This window comes from Pseudomonadales bacterium (assembly GCA_024234435.1).
GTDB lineage: Bacteria > Pseudomonadota > Gammaproteobacteria > Pseudomonadales > Porticoccaceae > JACKOF01.
In genome coordinates this window covers 847,358-863,886 of the sequence record JACKOF010000001.1, presented here as the reverse complement: position 1 = coordinate 863,886, position 16,529 = coordinate 847,358, and the positions used below count along the sequence as shown (strand labels likewise).

Here is a 16,529-nt window from a genome sequence, read left to right as displayed (position 1 = left end):
CAGTCCAGCAAGCGATATCCGAACAACACACCCCTATGATGCAGCAATATTTACGCATTAAAGCTCAACACCCGAATGAAATGGTGTTCTATCGCATGGGCGATTTTTATGAGCTGTTTTTTGATGACGCCAAAAAAGCCGCTCAACTGCTGGATGTAACACTTACCAGCCGTGGCAAATCAGCTGGCGAACCGATTCCAATGGCAGGCGTACCGCACCACGCGGCTGAAGGCTATCTGGCACGGCTGGTCAAACAGGGGATTTCTGTTGCAATCTGCGAACAGATTGGTGACCCGGCAACCAGTAAGGGGCCCGTGGAGAGGCAAGTTGTCCGCATTGTAACGCCCGGCACAGTGAGCGATGAAGCGCTTTTGGACGAGCACAGGGACAATTTGCTCGCGGCCGTATTTTCTACAGAAGATTGTTTCGGCATTGCCAACCTCGATATTGGCAGCGGCCGCTTTCAGATACTGGAAGTCAAGTCAGAAGAAGCGCTCGCCAGCGAATTGCAGCGCCTGCGTCCTGCAGAACTGCTGATAAACGACAATTTCCTGGCACCAGATCTGTTAGAAAAGTTTAAAGGCTTACGCAGACAACCACCCTGGGAATTCGAACTCGACAATGCACGACGGTTGCTAAACAAACAGTTTGGCACCAAAGATTTATCCGGTTTTGGTTGCGAGCATTTAACCACAGCAATTTGCGCGGCAGGCTGTCTGCTACAGTATGTTCAGGCAACGCAGCGCACATCGCTGCCGCATATCCGGGCCATTAGTCACGAAAATCTGGATCAGAGTGTCATGCTTGATGCCGCCACAAGACGCAATCTGGAGCTGGACACAAACCTCAATGGCGGCATTGAAAACACGCTGCTTTCGGTACTGGATAACACCACCACAGCAATGGGTGGCCGCCTGCTCTGCCGCTGGCTGAACCGACCTTTACGGGATATTCAGTTACTGCAGCAGAGACAACAGGCCATAGCCGCATTGCGCACCAATTATATTTACGAATCTCTGCGTGAATGGTTGAACCAGATTGGCGATATGGAACGTATTCTTGGCAGAGTCGCACTGCGTTCGGCAAGACCAAGGGACCTGACCCGCTTGCGGGAATCATTGGCCGCATTACCGGGTATTCAGTCCACGCTGAAAGACAGCCCGTCCAACCACCTGGCAGGTTTGTGCCGGGAAGCAAACACGTTTCCCGAAACAGTCAATCTTTTATGTCAGGCAATTGTCGATAATCCACCGGTGGTCATTCGAGATGGCGGTGTTATCGCCACAGGTTTTGACTCTGAACTGGACGAGTTTCGTAGCCTCAGCAGTAATGCCGGACAATTTCTGGTGGATCTTGAACAGCAGGAAAAAGCCCGCACAGGGTTGTCCTCCCTAAAGGTCGGTTATAACCGCGTGCATGGCTACTACATCGAAATTTCCCGCGCCCAATCCGGGCAGGCGCCTACCGAATATATTCGCCGTCAGACGCTAAAAAATGCCGAGCGGTTTATTACGCCAGAACTCAAACAATTTGAAGACAAGGCTCTGAGCGCCAAAAGTCGCGCCTTATCGAGAGAGAAGGCGCTCTACGATGAGCTACTTGAGACACTGAATGAAAATCTGCTCGCCCTGCAGATGTCTTCAGCGGCTGTCTCCGAGCTGGATGTTCTGGCAAATCTGGCAGAGCGCGCAGATACACTGAATATGGTACAACCGGAACTGGTGGCTGAAAGTGGCATAAATATCTGCCATGGTCGTCATCCGGTTGTTGAGCAGGTTCTCGACTCCCCTTTTGTCGCCAACAGTCTGCAGCTGCATGATGACCGCCGAATGCTGATTATCACCGGTCCGAACATGGGCGGTAAATCTACCTATATGCGGCAGGCAGCATTGATCGTTCTGTTGGCCCATATCGGCAGCTGTATACCAGCAGAAAGTGCTGTAATCGGCATGGTTGACCGTATTTTTACCCGTATCGGTTCTTCCGACGATCTGGCTGGCGGCCGCTCTACATTCATGGTGGAAATGACAGAAACCGCCAACATTCTCCATAATGCGACGCACCAAAGCCTGGTACTGATGGATGAAATTGGTCGTGGCACCAGTACGTTTGACGGCCTTTCCCTGGCATGGGCCTGTGCAATCCAGCTGGCCGATCAGGTAAAAGCCTTTACCCTGTTCGCGACCCATTATTTTGAGTTAACCCGGCTACCGGAACAAATCGATGCCGTTGCCAATGTCCACCTTGATGCTTCGGAATACAATGATTCCATTGTGTTTTTACATGCTGTACAGGAAGGTCCAGCCAGCCAAAGCTACGGCATCCATGTAGCAAAGCTGGCAGGGATTCCCGCTGAAGTACTGGCTCTGGCCAGGACTGAGCTGGCCGCGCTGGAAGCAGGCGCCCATTCGACCACAACTGTTACCCTACCCACATCGAATGAGATTGCTGACTTGCCGCGTCAGAATGACTTATTTGGTGACCCCAGAGCAAACGCACTATTATCCGCACTTGAACAGTTTGAACCGGATGATTTAACACCCAGGCAGGCACTCGAAAAACTATATAGCCTTAAACAGTTGATCAATGATAAGAAAGCATAAAACAGATCATTTTATTATTGTATAATTCTCCGCCGTTAAGCGGAGTCCGCTTTTGTTAACCTGAATTTCTGTTTGGAGAACAGCCACATGACGTTTATCGTTGGGGAAAACTGCATCAAGTGCAAGTACACTGACTGTGTTGAAGTCTGCCCGGTAGACTGCTTTTATGAGGGACCAAACTTCCTGGTTATTCACCCGGATGAATGTATCGACTGCGCCCTGTGCGAACCGGAATGCCCGGCAGAAGCAATTTTCTCGGAAGATGAACTACCTGACGATCAGCAACACTTCCTGGCGCTGAATGCCGAACTCGCCGAAGAGTGGCCAAACATCACCGAGATGAAAGAAGCACCGGAAGATGCTGATGAGTGGAACGGCGTACCGGGCAAGCTGGAACACTTGGAACGTTGATCGCCTTGCGATCGCCCTTTTCGTTACCTGACATTACGCTAAAAACCGGCTATCGACGCCCAGCCAACGGGGAGTCTATAAGCCGGTTGCGGCACTTGTGCCCCTCTGTTTTGTACTCACCTATTCTGCCGACTTATTTCTGGTCAAACAGTATTTTACTGTCCAGGCCATGGCGTTTCATGATGTCACGCAGCTTGCGCAAAGCCTCTACCTGAATCTGGCGCACCCGTTCACGGGTCAAACCAATTTCAAGCCCGACACTTTCCAGAGTTGAAACATCGTAGCCTCGCAGACCAAATCGGCGTGCAATGACTTCGCGCTGCTTTTCAGAGAGTTCTTCCAGCCAGATTTCTATGGAGTCGTGCAGATCATCGCCTTCTGCAAGTTCTTCAGGGTCAGATGGGTGCTCGTCTGCAATGGTTTCCACCAACATTCTGTCACCCTCCCGGCCAACGGGCACATCAATTGAGCTGACCCGTTCGCTATGCCTGAGCATACGTGAAACCACCTCAACCGGCTTATTCAATAACTGTGCAATTTCTTCTGCTGTTGGATCATGATCCAAATCCTGAGCCAGTTTTTGAGAAGCCTTGAAATAAATATTAAGCTCTTTAACGATATGAATTGGCAGGCGAATCGTTCGCGTCTGATTCATCAGCCCACGCTCAATGGTTTGCCGTATCCACCAGGTGGCGTACGTGGAAAAACGGAACCCCATTTCCGGATCAAATTTTTCCACCGCGCGAATCAGACCCAGATTACCTTCTTCAATCAAATCCAATAGCGACAAACCACGATTCACATAGCGGCGTGCGATTTTTACCACCAAACGCAGGTTGCTCTCAATCATCCGCTTGCGGGAAGATTCATCTCCCTGTAGCGCTTTGCGGGAATAGAAAACTTCCTCTTCCGCTGTCAGTAGAGGAGCATAGCCGATCTCTTTTAAATAGAGGCTGGCCGCGTCAAGAACGGTTTCCGATTTACTGACAATTTCATGATCTTCGAGAAAATCATTTTCTTCCAAGTCTGACATGACTGCTTCCTGCTGACATCTATCTGCAAAATTAGCCAATATACGCGAATGACCAGTGTAAAACACAAAGAACAACTGTGCTATGTCATTCATGTTACCGTTTAGGCAAATAATATCGCGGGTCTACCGGCTTCCCATCCTTTCTGATCTCAAAATACAAGCGGCGGTTGTTAGCATGATCACCACCAGCCTCAGAAATCACCTGACCTGCCTTTATCTCCTGACCTTCCTTGACAAGAATTTTACGATTATGTGCATAGGCGCTCAGGTAAATTTCGCTGTGCTTGATAATGATCATCTTGCCGTAGCCACGCAAACCACTACCTGCATAAACCACTACACCCGGCCCTGCAGCCACAACCGGTTGTCCGGGTCGCACCCGAAGATCGATTCCCTTAAACAAGGCATCCGCATTAAACTGCCGGGTAACAGACCCTGGTACCGGCCACTGCCAGCTCCACCGGGGCGGCAATGCGGCAGGCTTTGAAACACTGACAGCAGATGAGGCTGTTTTTACGGAGGAGTCCCTGCCAGTCTGCTGACCCGAAGTTTTATCCTTGCTAACCGGTTTACTCTCATGGCTCCGGGGAATAGCGGGTGAAGGTAATGCTGGCAAATGCGTGGTATCAAGCGTCAGGCGCTGGCCCTGGTAAATGGTATAGGGCTTTCGCAAACCATTGGCCCGGGCCAGTTTGTGTACATCTTTCTCATAAGACCAGGCGATGGAAAACAATGTGTCACCCTTTGACACATAGTGGACGTTGATTTTGTTACTGGGTGGAGGTTTACGGCTGTCTATCGGTGCCGGTGGTGGAGAGGCGCAACCTGTCAGCGTCAGTAAAACGACCAGCAAAAACCAGCCATAGCTCTTCCACCTTCTGGCCAACATGGGCTAGAGTCTCTGCTGTTGACTGCCGGTCAGCCCGCGGGCACTGCGATCACCGAGGTACTCCAGACCAAACACCAGCAAAGCGCCAATAATCATAAGGCCAATTGCCTGCCAGGTTTGCGGGGCAATACCGGTCAACTCGAAGTAGTCACCGGGCAATACCAGCCGGTGTGACAACACAACCTCCTGTCCCTTGCCATTAATAACGACCTCCAGAGATTCTTTCCAGGGCCAGACGATTAACAGCGAGCCAGACAAAAAGCCTGTCAGAACCGCAATGGTTGGCGAATGAAACCGTTGCAACAGCCATGACAAAAACCGCGAAAATAACAGCAAACCACAGGCACAACCCAGCATAAACGTTATCAGCACAGGCACGTTGACATCAGCAATGGCCTGAATCATGATCGAGTACATTCCGATCAGCAGCAAAATAAAACTGCCGGATATTCCCGGTAGAATCATGGCACAAATCGCCAAGGCACCAGATAAAAACACTACCCACAAATCATCACTAACCTGAAGCGGAGGCAAAAAGGCAATGGCCATGGCAACCAGTGCTCCGAGCCATAATCCAATCCATTCCTGCAATCGCAATCCTGGCAACTGCCTGAAAATATAGATCACAGAAGCTGCAATCAAACCAAAGAAGAATGACCATACCAGAATGGGGTGTTGTGCCAGGCCTATATTGACCAGTCTGGCGAGGCTGGCAATACTGGCGATAATGCCGGCAAATAGTGTTAACAGAAAACTACCGTTAATTGCCCGCCAGAAAGCTCTCACTCCTTCCGTTTTAAGTATTTTCAGAGCGTGCAGATTGACTGCGCGAATACTGCCCAGTAACTCCTCATAAATCCCGCTGATAAAGGCGATGGTGCCGCCAGAGACACCAGGCACCACATCGGCAGCCCCCATGGCAAATCCCTTTGAAAATAACAGCACAAACTGTTTTGCTGTTCTGCTGTTACTACTCAAAAAATGCTCCTCAATATCTATTCAAAAAAAGCCAAAAAACAGCAGCCGAAAACCTGTATCAGCGCGTTACACCACTGAGCAAGGGCACAAAGCGCACATTCTCAGCAATGCTTTCCTGAAATTCCATGGAATCGCCCTTGCGAATAATCACTCTCAATTCCTGAACACTACCGGGCCCTACCGGAATAACCAGAATGCCATCCGGAGCCATTTGCAACAACAGCTCGCCGGGAACCTGTTCCGGTGCAGCGGCGCTCAAAATGGCATCATACGGACCATACTCCGGCCAGCCAAAACCGCCGTCGCTGTGATTGAGCCTAACGTTTCTGAACCCCAGCATCCGCATCCGTGAACGCGCCTTGTCAAGCAGTGGTTTTATGCGCTCGACACTGAATACCTTGTCCACCAACTGGGCCAGAACAGCTGTCTGATACCCGGAACCGGCGCCTATTTCAAGTACCCGCTTGCGTGGACCAAGAGACAGTATTATCTGGGTCATCAGCGCCACAACATAGGGCTGGGAGATGGTTTGCGAATACCCTATCGGAAGTGCGGTGTCTTCATAAGCGCGATGGGAAAGGGCTTCATCGAGAAAGATATGCCTGGGCGTGGTTCGCATAACATCCAGTACTCGCTGATCGGTAATTCCCTGATCCTTGAGTCGCTGAATCAATCGCTCGCGTGTGCGCTGCGATGTCATGCCAATTCCGCCAACTTCGATTGAATTCAAGCCCTACCCCTGCATTTTTTAATGTGTATATATTTGCCTATCTGACCGGTAACTTCTGCAGGCCGCAACTATACCATAGCCAATTCAGCCGAGTATAAGCCCTGTTAAAGGGGTCTGGCTATTTGTTTCAACACAGCAATTTCACGCAGCACTGCGGTAGCGTAGGCACCGGCAGGCAGAGTAAAAGCAAGCTCAAGATCCTCGCCCTGTTGTTGCCATGAAAAACTGGCTGGCGTTAATACCAGCGGCCGCCGTTCCTGTTGCAGGCCGCTGAACTCCAGTCCACTGCACCAGTGTTGCCAGCCTTTCAGAATATTCTTCTCCAGTTCCGCAACGATAGCAGGTGCAGAACTTCTCCCCCGCCCCCACAACGGCCCCTCAGCCACAGTCTCGCCCTCAAGGCACAGATTCCATGTTCGCCGCTTTACCCTTTCCGCCAGCACAAGATTAAACAGGTATGAACGCGCTGCAGAAAGGTAGAGACCGCCCCGTTGCTGCCACCCATTCTTTCCCTTGCGGTGACGACGGCTCTGATCGGCAGCTTCCGACAATAACCGGTCAGCCTCCTGCAAGTTACCTGCATTGAAACCAAAGCGCTGCTCACCAAAATAATGGGGTACACCCTGCTCACCAATTGTCTGCAAACGGGCATCAAGCCTCTCAGGGTCAACCCCAAACTCGCGCAAGCGGATGACAAACTGATTGGACTGATGTATGCCGCGGCGAAGTTTTTTGTGATGCCGTGTTGTCGACAGCACGTTGATGTCATGACCCAGGGCCAGCATTCCCGGCGTCTGACGGGTATGCACACTGAACCACTGGCGGGTTACCGCACGCCGGTCTTTCAGGCCACAATAACCAACAGCATTTTCATTAACACCCAGTGACTCGGCGAGCAATCCGGCGACCCAACGGGTATTCTGATTGCGTTTTTCTATGTGCAGACAAAGATGCTCCCCCTCACCTGCCGGTGAAAAACCCAGCACCTCATTAACCTGAAAATCCTCCGGTTCACGTCGAAAAACAGCTTCTCCGCAAACAGAACCATGAGCCCGAGGAAAATCAAGGGGGCCACCCAGAAAGTCATCAGGTGAAAAACCGGCAGCGCTTCTTTCAGATTGAACAGTCATTTCCGCGCAAGCAGTACAATTGCATGGCAGGCAATTCCTTCTCCCCGCCCCTCGAAGCCAAGTTTTTCCGTGGTCGTTGCTTTTATATTCAGCTGATCCGAATCACAGCCTATATCCCCGGCCAGATTATTCATCATGGCAGTGATATGAGGTGCCATTTTAGGCGCCTGGGCGACCAGCGTCATATCGGCATTGACCAGCTGATACCCCTTACCGGTTATCAAACCAATCACCTGGCGCAACAGGGTGCGGCTGTCGGCGCCTTTATACTGAGGATCAGTATCCGGAAAGTGTTTGCCAATATCCCCTAACGCCGCTGCCCCCAGCAGGGCATCACACAGGGCATGAATCAAGACATCGCCGTCAGAATGTGCAACCAGACCCTTTGTGTACGGAATCGATACCCCGCCAAGAGTAACCCGATCACCACTGCCGAAAGCATGGACATCGTAGCCAAAACCAATTCTCATTTTCATGCCTCTTGCCGTTAAATGTCACTCGCTGTCTGTCCCTGCTGCGTCGCCTGGAACTCGATAATGGCTGTTGCTATGGCAATATCTTCTCGCCGGGTAATCTTGATGTTGTCACGGCTTCCTTCTACAACCAGAGGTGTGAGGCCCGCTTTTTCTACTGCCCCGGCTTCATCAGTCACACTGCTGTCGACACTGGCCAGGGCTTTACGAAGCACTGCGTATCTGAACAATTGCGGGGTTTGCGCGGACCAGAGCCGAGTACGGTCTTCAGTATTCCGAATCTGACAGGAATCCGGCTCTACTCTTTTAATCGTATCGCTTACCGGTGTTGCCAGAATACCACCAACCGGGTGGCCAGCAAGCGTCGCTATCAGCCGCCGGATATCGGAAATTAACACGCAGGGCCTGGCCACATCATGTACCAGCACCCAATCGTCCTCCCCGGCTTCAGCGGCAAGGGATGCCACCGCTGCGCGCACCGAGTCGGCTCGTTCATGGCCACCATGCACCGTGCGAATTTTCGGATGCCTTGACAAAGGCATTTGTTGCCAGCGCTGATCCGCCTTGTGTACAGCAACGACAACGGCCTCTGGCTCGAGCGACAAAAGCCTGTGCAACGTACGTACAATAATCGGCTCACCGGCAAGCCGGTGGTACTGCTTTGGTGTCCCGACACCAAAGCGACTGCCGGTTCCGGCAGCGGGCACAACAACCCAGGTTTTCATCGCCCGGTCTTCATTAAAGATTTCATTGGGACTTCTCACTGTTTTCTTTTTCCGGCTTTTCAATCACCATGTAGAAGGTTTCTCCTTTTTTCACCATGCCCAGATCCTTTCGGGCCAGCTCTTCGACACCTTCCAGACCATTTTTGAGGTCACTCACTTCATTGGCCAGCACCTGGTTGCGGTCCCGTAAATGCTGGTTTTCTTCAAGCTGTTCAGCCACCTTATTCTCCAGCGCCACTTTTTGGGCGAGACTGCCCTCACCAACCCAAAGACGGTACTGGAGCAACAGAAAAAGTACGGCAAGAATAATCGTCAACCAACGCATCGGGTGATTTTACCGAACATCTGTCCGAACACCACAACAACATCTTCTTTGTGAGGCCCCACGACACATTTCTCTGCATCGAATTGACAAATAACCTCGCTGGTCGAAAGAATAATATTCCTTGTATATACTCTGTACAGTCAAAAAGGGAATTGGAGCAAAAAATGAAACGCATTGTTATCTGCGCTGACGGCACATGGAACCGACCGGAAAAGAATCTCGATAAAGACCACCCCACCAATGTTCTGAAACTGGCTCGCGCCATCAAACCGACAGCACCACAGCAGGTTTCCCAGCAGGTTTTCTACGATTGGGGGGTTGGCTCTTACTACGACCCGGTCATCGGCGGAGCCACTGGAAAGGGCATCAATAAAAACATTCTCGACAACTACCGCTATATCGTGCAGAACTACTCACCTGGCGACGAGCTGTTCCTATTCGGTTTCAGCCGGGGAGCCTATACCATTCGCAGCCTCTGCGGGCTGATCAATAACTGCGGTATTGTCAAACGCCCGGATGCACGTCTGATTCAGGCTGCTTTTGATCATTACAAGAAACCAGGAAACGCTTATCACCCGGACGGCGAGAAATCTCTCGAATTCCGCGCACAGCACTCTCATCCCAGCCGCCAAATAGCCTTTGTCGGCGTTTGGGATACCGTTGGCGCGTTGGGTATTCCGTTTTCCTTTTTGGGACTACTGGACAAAAAAGACGAGTTTTACGATACCAAAATAGGCCCCAATATCGCCGTTGCCCGCCACGCCATGGCCATTGACGAACTGCGCTCTGACTTCGAACCTACTATCTGGCAACAACGCGAGAACATGGATTTAAAGCAGGTATGGTTTGCCGGAGTACACAGCAATATCGGCGGCAGTTATCCACCGGATAAAAACGGTGGCCTGTTATCAGACATTCCCATGCAGTGGATGGTCAAGGAAGCTAAGGCGGCAGGCCTGAGTATTGAGCAACACCTGGGGCAGAACCTTCAGCCCGACCCAAATGCAACACTGCACAATTCCCGCAAGCATATTTACCGTTCCAGGCGCCCCTACTATCGCCCGATTAAGCATGCTGGCGAGATACTGATACACCAGTCAGTGCAACAGCGCTGGCAAAGTAACGAAAAATACCGGCCTAAAAATCTGCAGGAATACCTGCAAGACAACGACTGGCCTCAACTGGTCAGCTAGGCGAGTCTATCAGGAGAAAAAGATGGGTACCTTTGACGTTATCATCATGCTGGCAGGCGGTCTGCTGATCATCGCAGGGCTGGTATTATTCGTTTCCGGAAAACGGGAGACCGGCAAAAACAATGTCGAAGCATTTGGCATCAAGGTAGATGTCAGCAATCCGTCCATTCTCCTGATTGCCCTCGGCGTTATTCTCCTGCTGGTACCCCGTTTATTGCCTGACAATAGCTCCGACTCATCCGTAAACACTACCGGGGAACAGACCCTCGGCAACAACGCGCACCCTGGCACAGTAATCCGGAATCAGACTGTCCACAGTCAAGCGGCAGAGGCTACTGCCGCAGAGAAACCGACACCACCATCGTTACCCGCACCAGCAGCGATACTCTTACCCAGTGGTCACTACGAATTGATCAGCTACCAGGAAAACGGCATTTTTGCCAACGGCATTGAAGGCGTCATGGCCATGCAGCCCTCAGGCAATAACGCTGTCAACTGGACAGCGCAGCTGGGCGGCTATAATGATTTCGGACAAATGATGGTCTACCAGTACGCAGGCTATATTCAGAAACGCGGTGGTAACTGGGTAATGATGATTACCGGCAGTACCGAGCCAACGTATATCAACCAGGGTGAAACCCCACTTCAGTTAAGTCTCACGGAAGATGAAATGACCATGCAATATCAGTATCTGGGATCACTGATCACCCTGGCGTGGGAAAAAACAGACTAAAAGCGCAAAATCAGTGCGCTAAAACTGGTTAAGTACCCAGCCTAACACCAGCACCTGAGGCAATGTCACCAGCGGTAAAAACAATGCCACTTTCCAGGAACGGGTCAGATCCCGTATGACCATAATCTCTGTATAGTCTGTGGCAACACCAGCCATCAAAAATGTAAAGCCGTTACCCGGCGCAGCTGCACGGGTCACCAGATCAGCGGCAATGGGTGTCGACCCCTCCGAGCAAACCTCAATCACTGTAGCGGCTATCAGGGTTAGTAATAAACCGACAACCGTTGGACCAAATAGCGTCTGGTAAGCATCCATTGGCACAAAGGCACGAATCAGTGTGGCGAGCACAATGCCAAACAAGAGCCAGCGAAAAACCATTCTTGAATCGCGAATACCATCCAGCAACACACCCGTCATTCCCTTCGGCGTAAACTTCGCGCTCTTAATCAGGGCCAGTAACTGTCGGCCAACAGGCTCGCTATCACCATCCAGCGTTATTTGATTGGGATTAGCGGGCAAAACACCTCTGGCCACAATTCTGTCGAAAATAATCCCGGAAACGATACCAATAGCCATCGATAGTAAAATATAGGCTAACGTCCATTGAAATCCGATCAAGGCAATCATAATGATCGTCAACGACAACGAGTTCCAGGGGCTGGCAATCAGAAATGCCATCAACTGTCCAAGACTGGCACCCCGCTCATAGAGCTTTGTGCCCACCATCAAAATACCGTGACTGCATAAATCGAGTAATACTCCAGCCAGCGTCGCCCTGACAATGCCTTTAGCCGTGCCGCCCTGCCCAAGGGCAGACATCACCAGTTCCCGGGGCACTCGCTCCAGCAGGCCAACAAAGATGACCGCCATCAGCAACCCCCACCACATCGTGTTGATCAGCTCGTAGATACCGGATGTCATGGTAACGAGCCAGCGCGGTAGGTCGGGATGACCATCGAGTAACCAGTAAAGTATATAGCCGGTCAGAACGATAAGACCCGAGCCCCACAGTAAATAATCGGGGTGGGAACGTCCGGAATCTGCCCCCTGCTCAGAGGGACAGCAACCCGGGGTAACTTTCTGTTTATCTTCCTGAGGCTGCTGTGGTTCTTTTGTATGACAGCAATTACTCATAACCTTTCTCCCCATCAATACGAGCAAGCGAGTCGATAATCGTACAGCTGGCCTCTTCATTGTTAGGACACTGACCACTCATTTCTTCCAGCACTCTCTTCATGCTCTGCAATTCGACGATTCGCCGCTCGATCTCCGTCAGCTTTTCAGCTACCAGCTCATGCACATCACTGCTGCGCCGATCTGGATTCTTATAAAGCCCCAACAGGGTTTTACAGTCTTCAAGACTGAAGCCAAATTGACGTGCATGACGCAAAAAATTCAGCTCGCGAATTTTATCTTCGTTGTATTCACGATAACCATTCGCACCTCTTGATGATGGCGTGATCAAACCAACACTCTCGTAATAACGAATCGTTTCGCTGCTTAGTCCACTTTGTTTTGCGGCATGGCCAATATTCATGATTTTCCCGAATAGTCTGAGAACCGAATATGTTATAAACCTTAAAGTAACTACAAGGTCAAGCAGTTGTGGTACAAATGATCAGATAACAAACCGTAGACCGAGTCGACAAGACGAACACAAACCTATAATCCACTTTAATATTTTTTAATAACTATTTATTTTATATAATATTTTTTTACTAACAATAATTTACTAAATCAACAGAGTGACACTCCTGGATTTACCTTTAATGCTCCGTCACGGCCAATCTGTTTTTGTCTGCACCGCTATTCCTTGAGAGGCCAACTGAGGTAAACTCTGCTGGCAACATAAACACCGCACACCGAGTACACAGCCACCCTATTCCTTCACCCCCCCTAAACCGAATCATGAAATACCTGCTCTGTTTTTTACTGCTTATTTCTGCCTCATCGGGACAAGCAGCAACGCTTCTTGTGCTTGGTGACAGCCTGAGTGCTGCTTATGGCATGGAGGCAGAGAAGGGCTGGGTCAATATATTCCAGAAGAAATGTGACAACGACTGCCAGATAATCAATGGCAGTGTCAGCGGCGAGACCACTGCCGGTGGACTGGCACGCTTACCCGCTTTACTCAGGGAACATCGGCCCGATTACGTGCTTATCGAACTGGGCGGCAATGATGGGCTACGCGGTTACTCCATTGCAACCATGAGTAAAAACCTGCGAAAAATAATCGAGTTAAGCCGCAAACACCAAAGCAAACCACTTTTGTTCAGCATGCAAATTCCGGCCAACTACGGCAAACGCTATACCGAGCGCTTCCGGCAAGCCTATCCCAAACTGGCAGCGCAGCAGCAAATCCCGCTGATTCCCTTTATCTTTGAAGACATCATGTTGCAACCGGAGATGGTCATGCAAGACGGTATTCATCCAACCGAAGCTGCCCAACCATTGATCGCTGAAAAGATGATGGATCAGCTGTTACCCATTCTGAATGGAACACAAGCGGCAGATATTCAGGCCAAGTAACGCGATCTCTGCTAGAATTCGCGCCTTTGTTTCTGGCCAGATGCCCTGAAAATATGAGTCTTATTCAACTTGACGATATCTCCATCGAATTTGGCGACGTGCCTCTGCTATCTCATTCAGATTTGGCTGTGGAACCCGGAGAACGCATTTGTCTGATCGGTCGTAACGGCGCCGGAAAATCCACACTGCTGAAAATCATTACCGGACAGATTCAGCCAGATCATGGAGAAATTATCAGACGCAAACACCTGCGTATCAGCCAACTGGAACAAACCTTGCCCGCCGATATAAATCGCACAGTCCCCGATGTCGTACGTGAAGGCCTGGCGGAACAGCAAGCATTGATAGATCAATTCAACGTATTGTCGGCACAAGAATTAAACAAACACGACTTGAAAGAGTTGGAAGCATTACAGACGCACATCGAATCCGGCGGTGGCTGGAATATCGACCAACAGGTAGCTACCATTATCAGCCAACTTGACCTGCCAGCAGACAAATCCCTGTCAGAACTCTCCGGAGGGTGGCGACGGCGAGTAGCGTTGGGCAAGGCACTGGTCTCCAACCCTGACTTACTGTTGCTCGACGAACCCACCAACCATCTGGATATCAGCACCATCGAATGGCTGGAACACAAAATTCGCGGTTACAAAGGCAGTGTTATATTCATTACTCACGACCGCAATTTCCTGCAAAAGCTCGCTACCCGCATTGTGGAGATAGATCGCGGCAAACTGGTGAGCTGGCCCGGCAACTACCAGAATTATCTGGAGCTGAAAGAAAAAGCCAACGAGGAAGAAGATACCCGCAACGCCCTCTTCGACAAAAAGCTGGCCGAGGAAGAAACCTGGATTCGCCAGGGTATTAAAGCCCGCCGCACCCGCAACGAAGGCAGGGTCCGTTCTTTAGAGGCTATGCGGGAAGAACGCGAAGGCCGTATAAAACGTCAAGGCAAAGCAAAAATCAGCGTCGAAACCGCCGAAGCCTCAGGCCGCAAGGTGATTGAGGCCCGCAGCCTTTGCCACGGTTACAACGGCGAACAGTTGATTAACAACTTCCGGATCAAGATCATGCGCGGAGACCGCATAGGCCTGATCGGTAACAACGGGGTCGGTAAAAGCACCCTGCTCAAAATCCTGCTGGGCCATATAGAGCCGGATCAAGGCTCGCTGAAAATGGGCACCAACCTGGAAATCGGTTACTACGATCAGGTCGCACGCGAGCTCGACCCGGATAAAACCATTGCCGAAAACGTGGGTGAAGGCAAAGACTACATTAAAATCAATGGCAAGGACCGCCACATCATAGGATACCTTCGCAATTTCCTGTTTGCCCCCAAACGCGCAATGACACCCGTTAAAGCACTTTCAGGTGGTGAGTGTAATCGCGTCGCCCTGGCCAAACTATTTACTCGTCCCACCAATCTACTGATTCTAGATGAACCCACCAACGATCTTGATGTGGAAATGCTTGAAGTGCTTGAAGAACAGTTGGTGGAATATGAAGGCACACTGATTATTGTCAGCCATGACCGGGACTTTCTCGACAACGTCGTTACCAGCGTACTGGTCTTCGAGGAAGACGGCGTAATACAGGAATATGTTGGCGGCTACAGTGATTGGGCACGACGCGGCAAACAACTGAAAATTGCTGACACTCAAGATCACCCCTCAGGCCATATCGTCGACCAGGCACGCACAAAAACCGAAACACAAAAGCAAAAGGGAAAGCTCAGTTACAAATACCAACGAGAGCTGGACGAATTGCCCGCAAAAATCGAACAGCTGGAAGCTGATATTGCGCGGCTGGAAGAAATTACCGCAAACCCGGATTTTTACAACCAGCCCTTTGCCGATACACAACCCGTTCTGGACGAACTCGCCGAAAAACAAAACTGGCTTGATGTCGCCGCAGAACGTTGGGTTGAGCTGGAAGAAATGGGGCAAGCCATAAGCTGACAGCAAAAGGTTCTTTTGAGCTGTTATAGCGACAAGTCGACTGTTAAAATACAGCCGTTATCCAACTTGATATTCGCAAGCCAGGAACCCGGATGAAGCCCCATGTCTATTACTTTTGCTATCTCTGAATGGTCCGGCTGGGCGCCTACAGACTCCTCTTACGCGGACGACACAACAGGCCTACGCATTTCAGACGCTCCTGATGTTTCGTTAATCCCTCCGATGCTTCGACGGCGGTTGAACTTGCTGGGCCGATCCTGCGCCAGCGAAATAATGAAACATAGCGCGCCCAAAGAGAACGTTCCCCTAGTTTACTGTTCACAGCATGGAGACATTACTCGCACGGTCGGCATTCTTATGGCACTGGCTAACAACGAACCCGTCTCTCCAATGCATTTTAGCCTTGCCGTTCATAACGCGATAACCGGCGTTATGTCAATCCAAAACGAAAATAGAGCAAATATAAGTGCGATCGCAGCAGGCCAGGAAGGTTTATTACCTACAATACTGGAAGCTGTCGGTATATTATCCATCGAACACCCAAAAGTGCTCTGTGTTATTTGTGACGTACCCTTGCCCGACATTTATCAAGAACACGAGGGTAAACCGGAAACAGCATTTGCTGTGAGCTTTCTCTTGACCCGGGATCAAGGGACATTGATCGAACTGAAGACAGCCCCAACAACGCCTACGGCTCCACTCTCCCCTGTTGGAAGCGCATCAATACTGCCATTAGACTTTATTAATTTTCTCTCATCCGGAACCAAGATATTCTTATTCCCTCACAACGGTTGTAACTGGAGCATCCGTAAGGTCTGA

The 16,529-nt window shown here is 50.5% G+C and carries 17 protein-coding genes; 7 read left to right on the top strand and 10 right to left on the bottom strand.

The features are described from left to right. Positions 1-35 precede the first annotated feature (35 nt). Together mutS and H7A02_03980 are read left to right on the top strand one after the other, a co-directional pair. Positions 36-2,603, top strand: a complete 2,568-nt coding sequence (mutS, locus tag H7A02_03985) for a DNA mismatch repair protein MutS (GenBank protein ID MCP5171414.1) — start codon at positions 36-38, stop codon at positions 2,601-2,603. Between the two features lie 87 nt (positions 2,604-2,690). Further along, positions 2,691-3,014, top strand: coding sequence for a ferredoxin family protein (locus H7A02_03980; protein MCP5171413.1), 324 nt, complete (start codon positions 2,691-2,693; stop codon positions 3,012-3,014). A gap of 133 nt (positions 3,015-3,147) precedes the next feature. Here H7A02_03980 and rpoS read toward each other — a convergent pair whose 3' ends face one another. The 8 genes from rpoS to ftsB form a co-directional block, all read right to left on the bottom strand. Then, the gene (gene rpoS, locus H7A02_03975; protein MCP5171412.1) at positions 3,148-4,140 is read right to left on the bottom strand and encodes an RNA polymerase sigma factor RpoS; all 993 of its coding nucleotides are present in this window, start codon (positions 4,138-4,140) and stop codon (positions 3,148-3,150) included. Between the two features lies 1 nt (position 4,141). Continuing rightward, positions 4,142-4,936, bottom strand: coding sequence for a peptidoglycan DD-metalloendopeptidase family protein (locus H7A02_03970; GenBank protein MCP5171411.1), 795 nt, complete (start codon positions 4,934-4,936; stop codon positions 4,142-4,144). A gap of 3 nt (positions 4,937-4,939) precedes the next feature. Continuing rightward, entirely contained in the window at positions 4,940-5,854 is a 915-nt protein-coding gene (locus H7A02_03965) for a DUF368 domain-containing protein (protein MCP5171410.1), read from the bottom strand. A 118-nt stretch (positions 5,855-5,972) separates the two neighbouring features. Next, on the bottom strand, positions 5,973-6,644 hold the full coding sequence (locus tag H7A02_03960; protein ID MCP5171409.1) for a protein-L-isoaspartate(D-aspartate) O-methyltransferase: 672 nt from the start codon (positions 6,642-6,644) through the stop codon (positions 5,973-5,975). Between the two features lie 104 nt (positions 6,645-6,748). Beyond that, positions 6,749-7,774 (bottom strand): tRNA pseudouridine(13) synthase TruD, encoded by a 1,026-nt coding sequence (locus H7A02_03955; GenBank protein ID MCP5171408.1) that lies wholly within the window; start codon positions 7,772-7,774, stop codon positions 6,749-6,751. After that, positions 7,771-8,244, bottom strand: coding sequence for a 2-C-methyl-D-erythritol 2,4-cyclodiphosphate synthase (ispF, locus tag H7A02_03950; protein MCP5171407.1), 474 nt, complete (start codon positions 8,242-8,244; stop codon positions 7,771-7,773). The genes H7A02_03955 and ispF overlap by 4 nt, the downstream gene beginning before the upstream one ends. A 17-nt stretch (positions 8,245-8,261) precedes the next feature. Continuing rightward, positions 8,262-8,972 (bottom strand): 2-C-methyl-D-erythritol 4-phosphate cytidylyltransferase, encoded by a 711-nt coding sequence (locus H7A02_03945; GenBank protein ID MCP5171406.1) that lies wholly within the window; start codon positions 8,970-8,972, stop codon positions 8,262-8,264. Positions 8,973-8,994: 22 nt separating this feature from the next. After that, a complete protein-coding gene (gene ftsB, locus H7A02_03940) occupies positions 8,995-9,297 on the bottom strand; it encodes a cell division protein FtsB (GenBank protein MCP5171405.1) in 303 nt (100 codons plus the stop codon). Positions 9,298-9,461: 164 nt separating this feature from the next. On the opposite strand from ftsB, the gene H7A02_03935 reads away from it, so the two are divergent. Continuing rightward, entirely contained in the window at positions 9,462-10,490 is a 1,029-nt protein-coding gene (locus H7A02_03935; protein ID MCP5171404.1) for a DUF2235 domain-containing protein, read from the top strand. Positions 10,491-10,512: 22 nt separating this feature from the next. Next, the gene (locus H7A02_03930) at positions 10,513-11,223 is read left to right on the top strand and encodes a hypothetical protein (protein MCP5171403.1); all 711 of its coding nucleotides are present in this window, start codon (positions 10,513-10,515) and stop codon (positions 11,221-11,223) included. An 18-nt stretch (positions 11,224-11,241) separates the two neighbouring features. Here H7A02_03930 and H7A02_03925 read toward each other — a convergent pair whose 3' ends face one another. After that, positions 11,242-12,357 (bottom strand): permease, encoded by a 1,116-nt coding sequence (locus H7A02_03925; protein MCP5171402.1) that lies wholly within the window; start codon positions 12,355-12,357, stop codon positions 11,242-11,244. Next, complete coding sequence (gene cueR / locus H7A02_03920; GenBank protein ID MCP5171401.1) at positions 12,350-12,760, bottom strand: Cu(I)-responsive transcriptional regulator; 411 nt, start codon at positions 12,758-12,760, stop codon at positions 12,350-12,352. The genes H7A02_03925 and cueR overlap by 8 nt, the downstream gene beginning before the upstream one ends. 371 nt (positions 12,761-13,131) lie before the next feature. Between cueR and H7A02_03915 the strand changes: the two genes are divergently transcribed. From H7A02_03915 to H7A02_03905, 3 genes are all read left to right on the top strand, one after another. Next, on the top strand, positions 13,132-13,752 hold the full coding sequence (locus H7A02_03915) for an arylesterase (protein MCP5171400.1): 621 nt from the start codon (positions 13,132-13,134) through the stop codon (positions 13,750-13,752). A 53-nt stretch (positions 13,753-13,805) separates the two neighbouring features. Further along, positions 13,806-15,710, top strand: coding sequence for an ATP-binding cassette domain-containing protein (locus tag H7A02_03910; GenBank protein ID MCP5171399.1), 1,905 nt, complete (start codon positions 13,806-13,808; stop codon positions 15,708-15,710). Positions 15,711-15,812: 102 nt separating this feature from the next. Continuing rightward, positions 15,813-16,529, top strand: coding sequence for a beta-ketoacyl synthase chain length factor (locus H7A02_03905; GenBank protein MCP5171398.1), 717 nt, complete (start codon positions 15,813-15,815; stop codon positions 16,527-16,529).

What these genes read in the sequence shown, in the direction of transcription:
- cueR (MCP5171401.1), bottom strand. Translation starts at nt 12,760, where the DNA reads ATGAATATTGGCCATGCCGCAAAACAAAGTGGACTAAGCAGCGAAACG.
- H7A02_03965 (MCP5171410.1), bottom strand. Translation starts at nt 5,854, where the DNA reads ATGGGGGCTGCCGATGTGGTGCCTGGTGTCTCTGGCGGCACCATCGCC.
- H7A02_03955 (MCP5171408.1), bottom strand. Translation starts at nt 7,774, where the DNA reads ATGACTGTTCAATCTGAAAGAAGCGCTGCCGGTTTTTCACCTGATGAC.
- rpoS (MCP5171412.1), bottom strand. Translation starts at nt 4,140, where the DNA reads ATGAATGACATAGCACAGTTGTTCTTTGTGTTTTACACTGGTCATTCG.
- H7A02_03945 (MCP5171406.1), bottom strand. Translation starts at nt 8,972, where the DNA reads ATGAAAACCTGGGTTGTTGTGCCCGCTGCCGGAACCGGCAGTCGCTTT.
- mutS (MCP5171414.1), top strand. Translation starts at nt 36, where the DNA reads ATGATGCAGCAATATTTACGCATTAAAGCTCAACACCCGAATGAAATG.
- ftsB (MCP5171405.1), bottom strand. Translation starts at nt 9,297, where the DNA reads ATGCGTTGGTTGACGATTATTCTTGCCGTACTTTTTCTGTTGCTCCAG.
- H7A02_03910 (MCP5171399.1), top strand. Translation starts at nt 13,806, where the DNA reads ATGAGTCTTATTCAACTTGACGATATCTCCATCGAATTTGGCGACGTG.
- H7A02_03970 (MCP5171411.1), bottom strand. Translation starts at nt 4,936, where the DNA reads ATGTTGGCCAGAAGGTGGAAGAGCTATGGCTGGTTTTTGCTGGTCGTT.
- H7A02_03935 (MCP5171404.1), top strand. Translation starts at nt 9,462, where the DNA reads ATGAAACGCATTGTTATCTGCGCTGACGGCACATGGAACCGACCGGAA.
- H7A02_03980 (MCP5171413.1), top strand. Translation starts at nt 2,691, where the DNA reads ATGACGTTTATCGTTGGGGAAAACTGCATCAAGTGCAAGTACACTGAC.
- H7A02_03905 (MCP5171398.1), top strand. Translation starts at nt 15,813, where the DNA reads ATGTCTATTACTTTTGCTATCTCTGAATGGTCCGGCTGGGCGCCTACA.
- H7A02_03915 (MCP5171400.1), top strand. Translation starts at nt 13,132, where the DNA reads ATGAAATACCTGCTCTGTTTTTTACTGCTTATTTCTGCCTCATCGGGA.
- ispF (MCP5171407.1), bottom strand. Translation starts at nt 8,244, where the DNA reads ATGAGAATTGGTTTTGGCTACGATGTCCATGCTTTCGGCAGTGGTGAT.
- H7A02_03925 (MCP5171402.1), bottom strand. Translation starts at nt 12,357, where the DNA reads ATGAGTAATTGCTGTCATACAAAAGAACCACAGCAGCCTCAGGAAGAT.
- H7A02_03930 (MCP5171403.1), top strand. Translation starts at nt 10,513, where the DNA reads ATGGGTACCTTTGACGTTATCATCATGCTGGCAGGCGGTCTGCTGATC.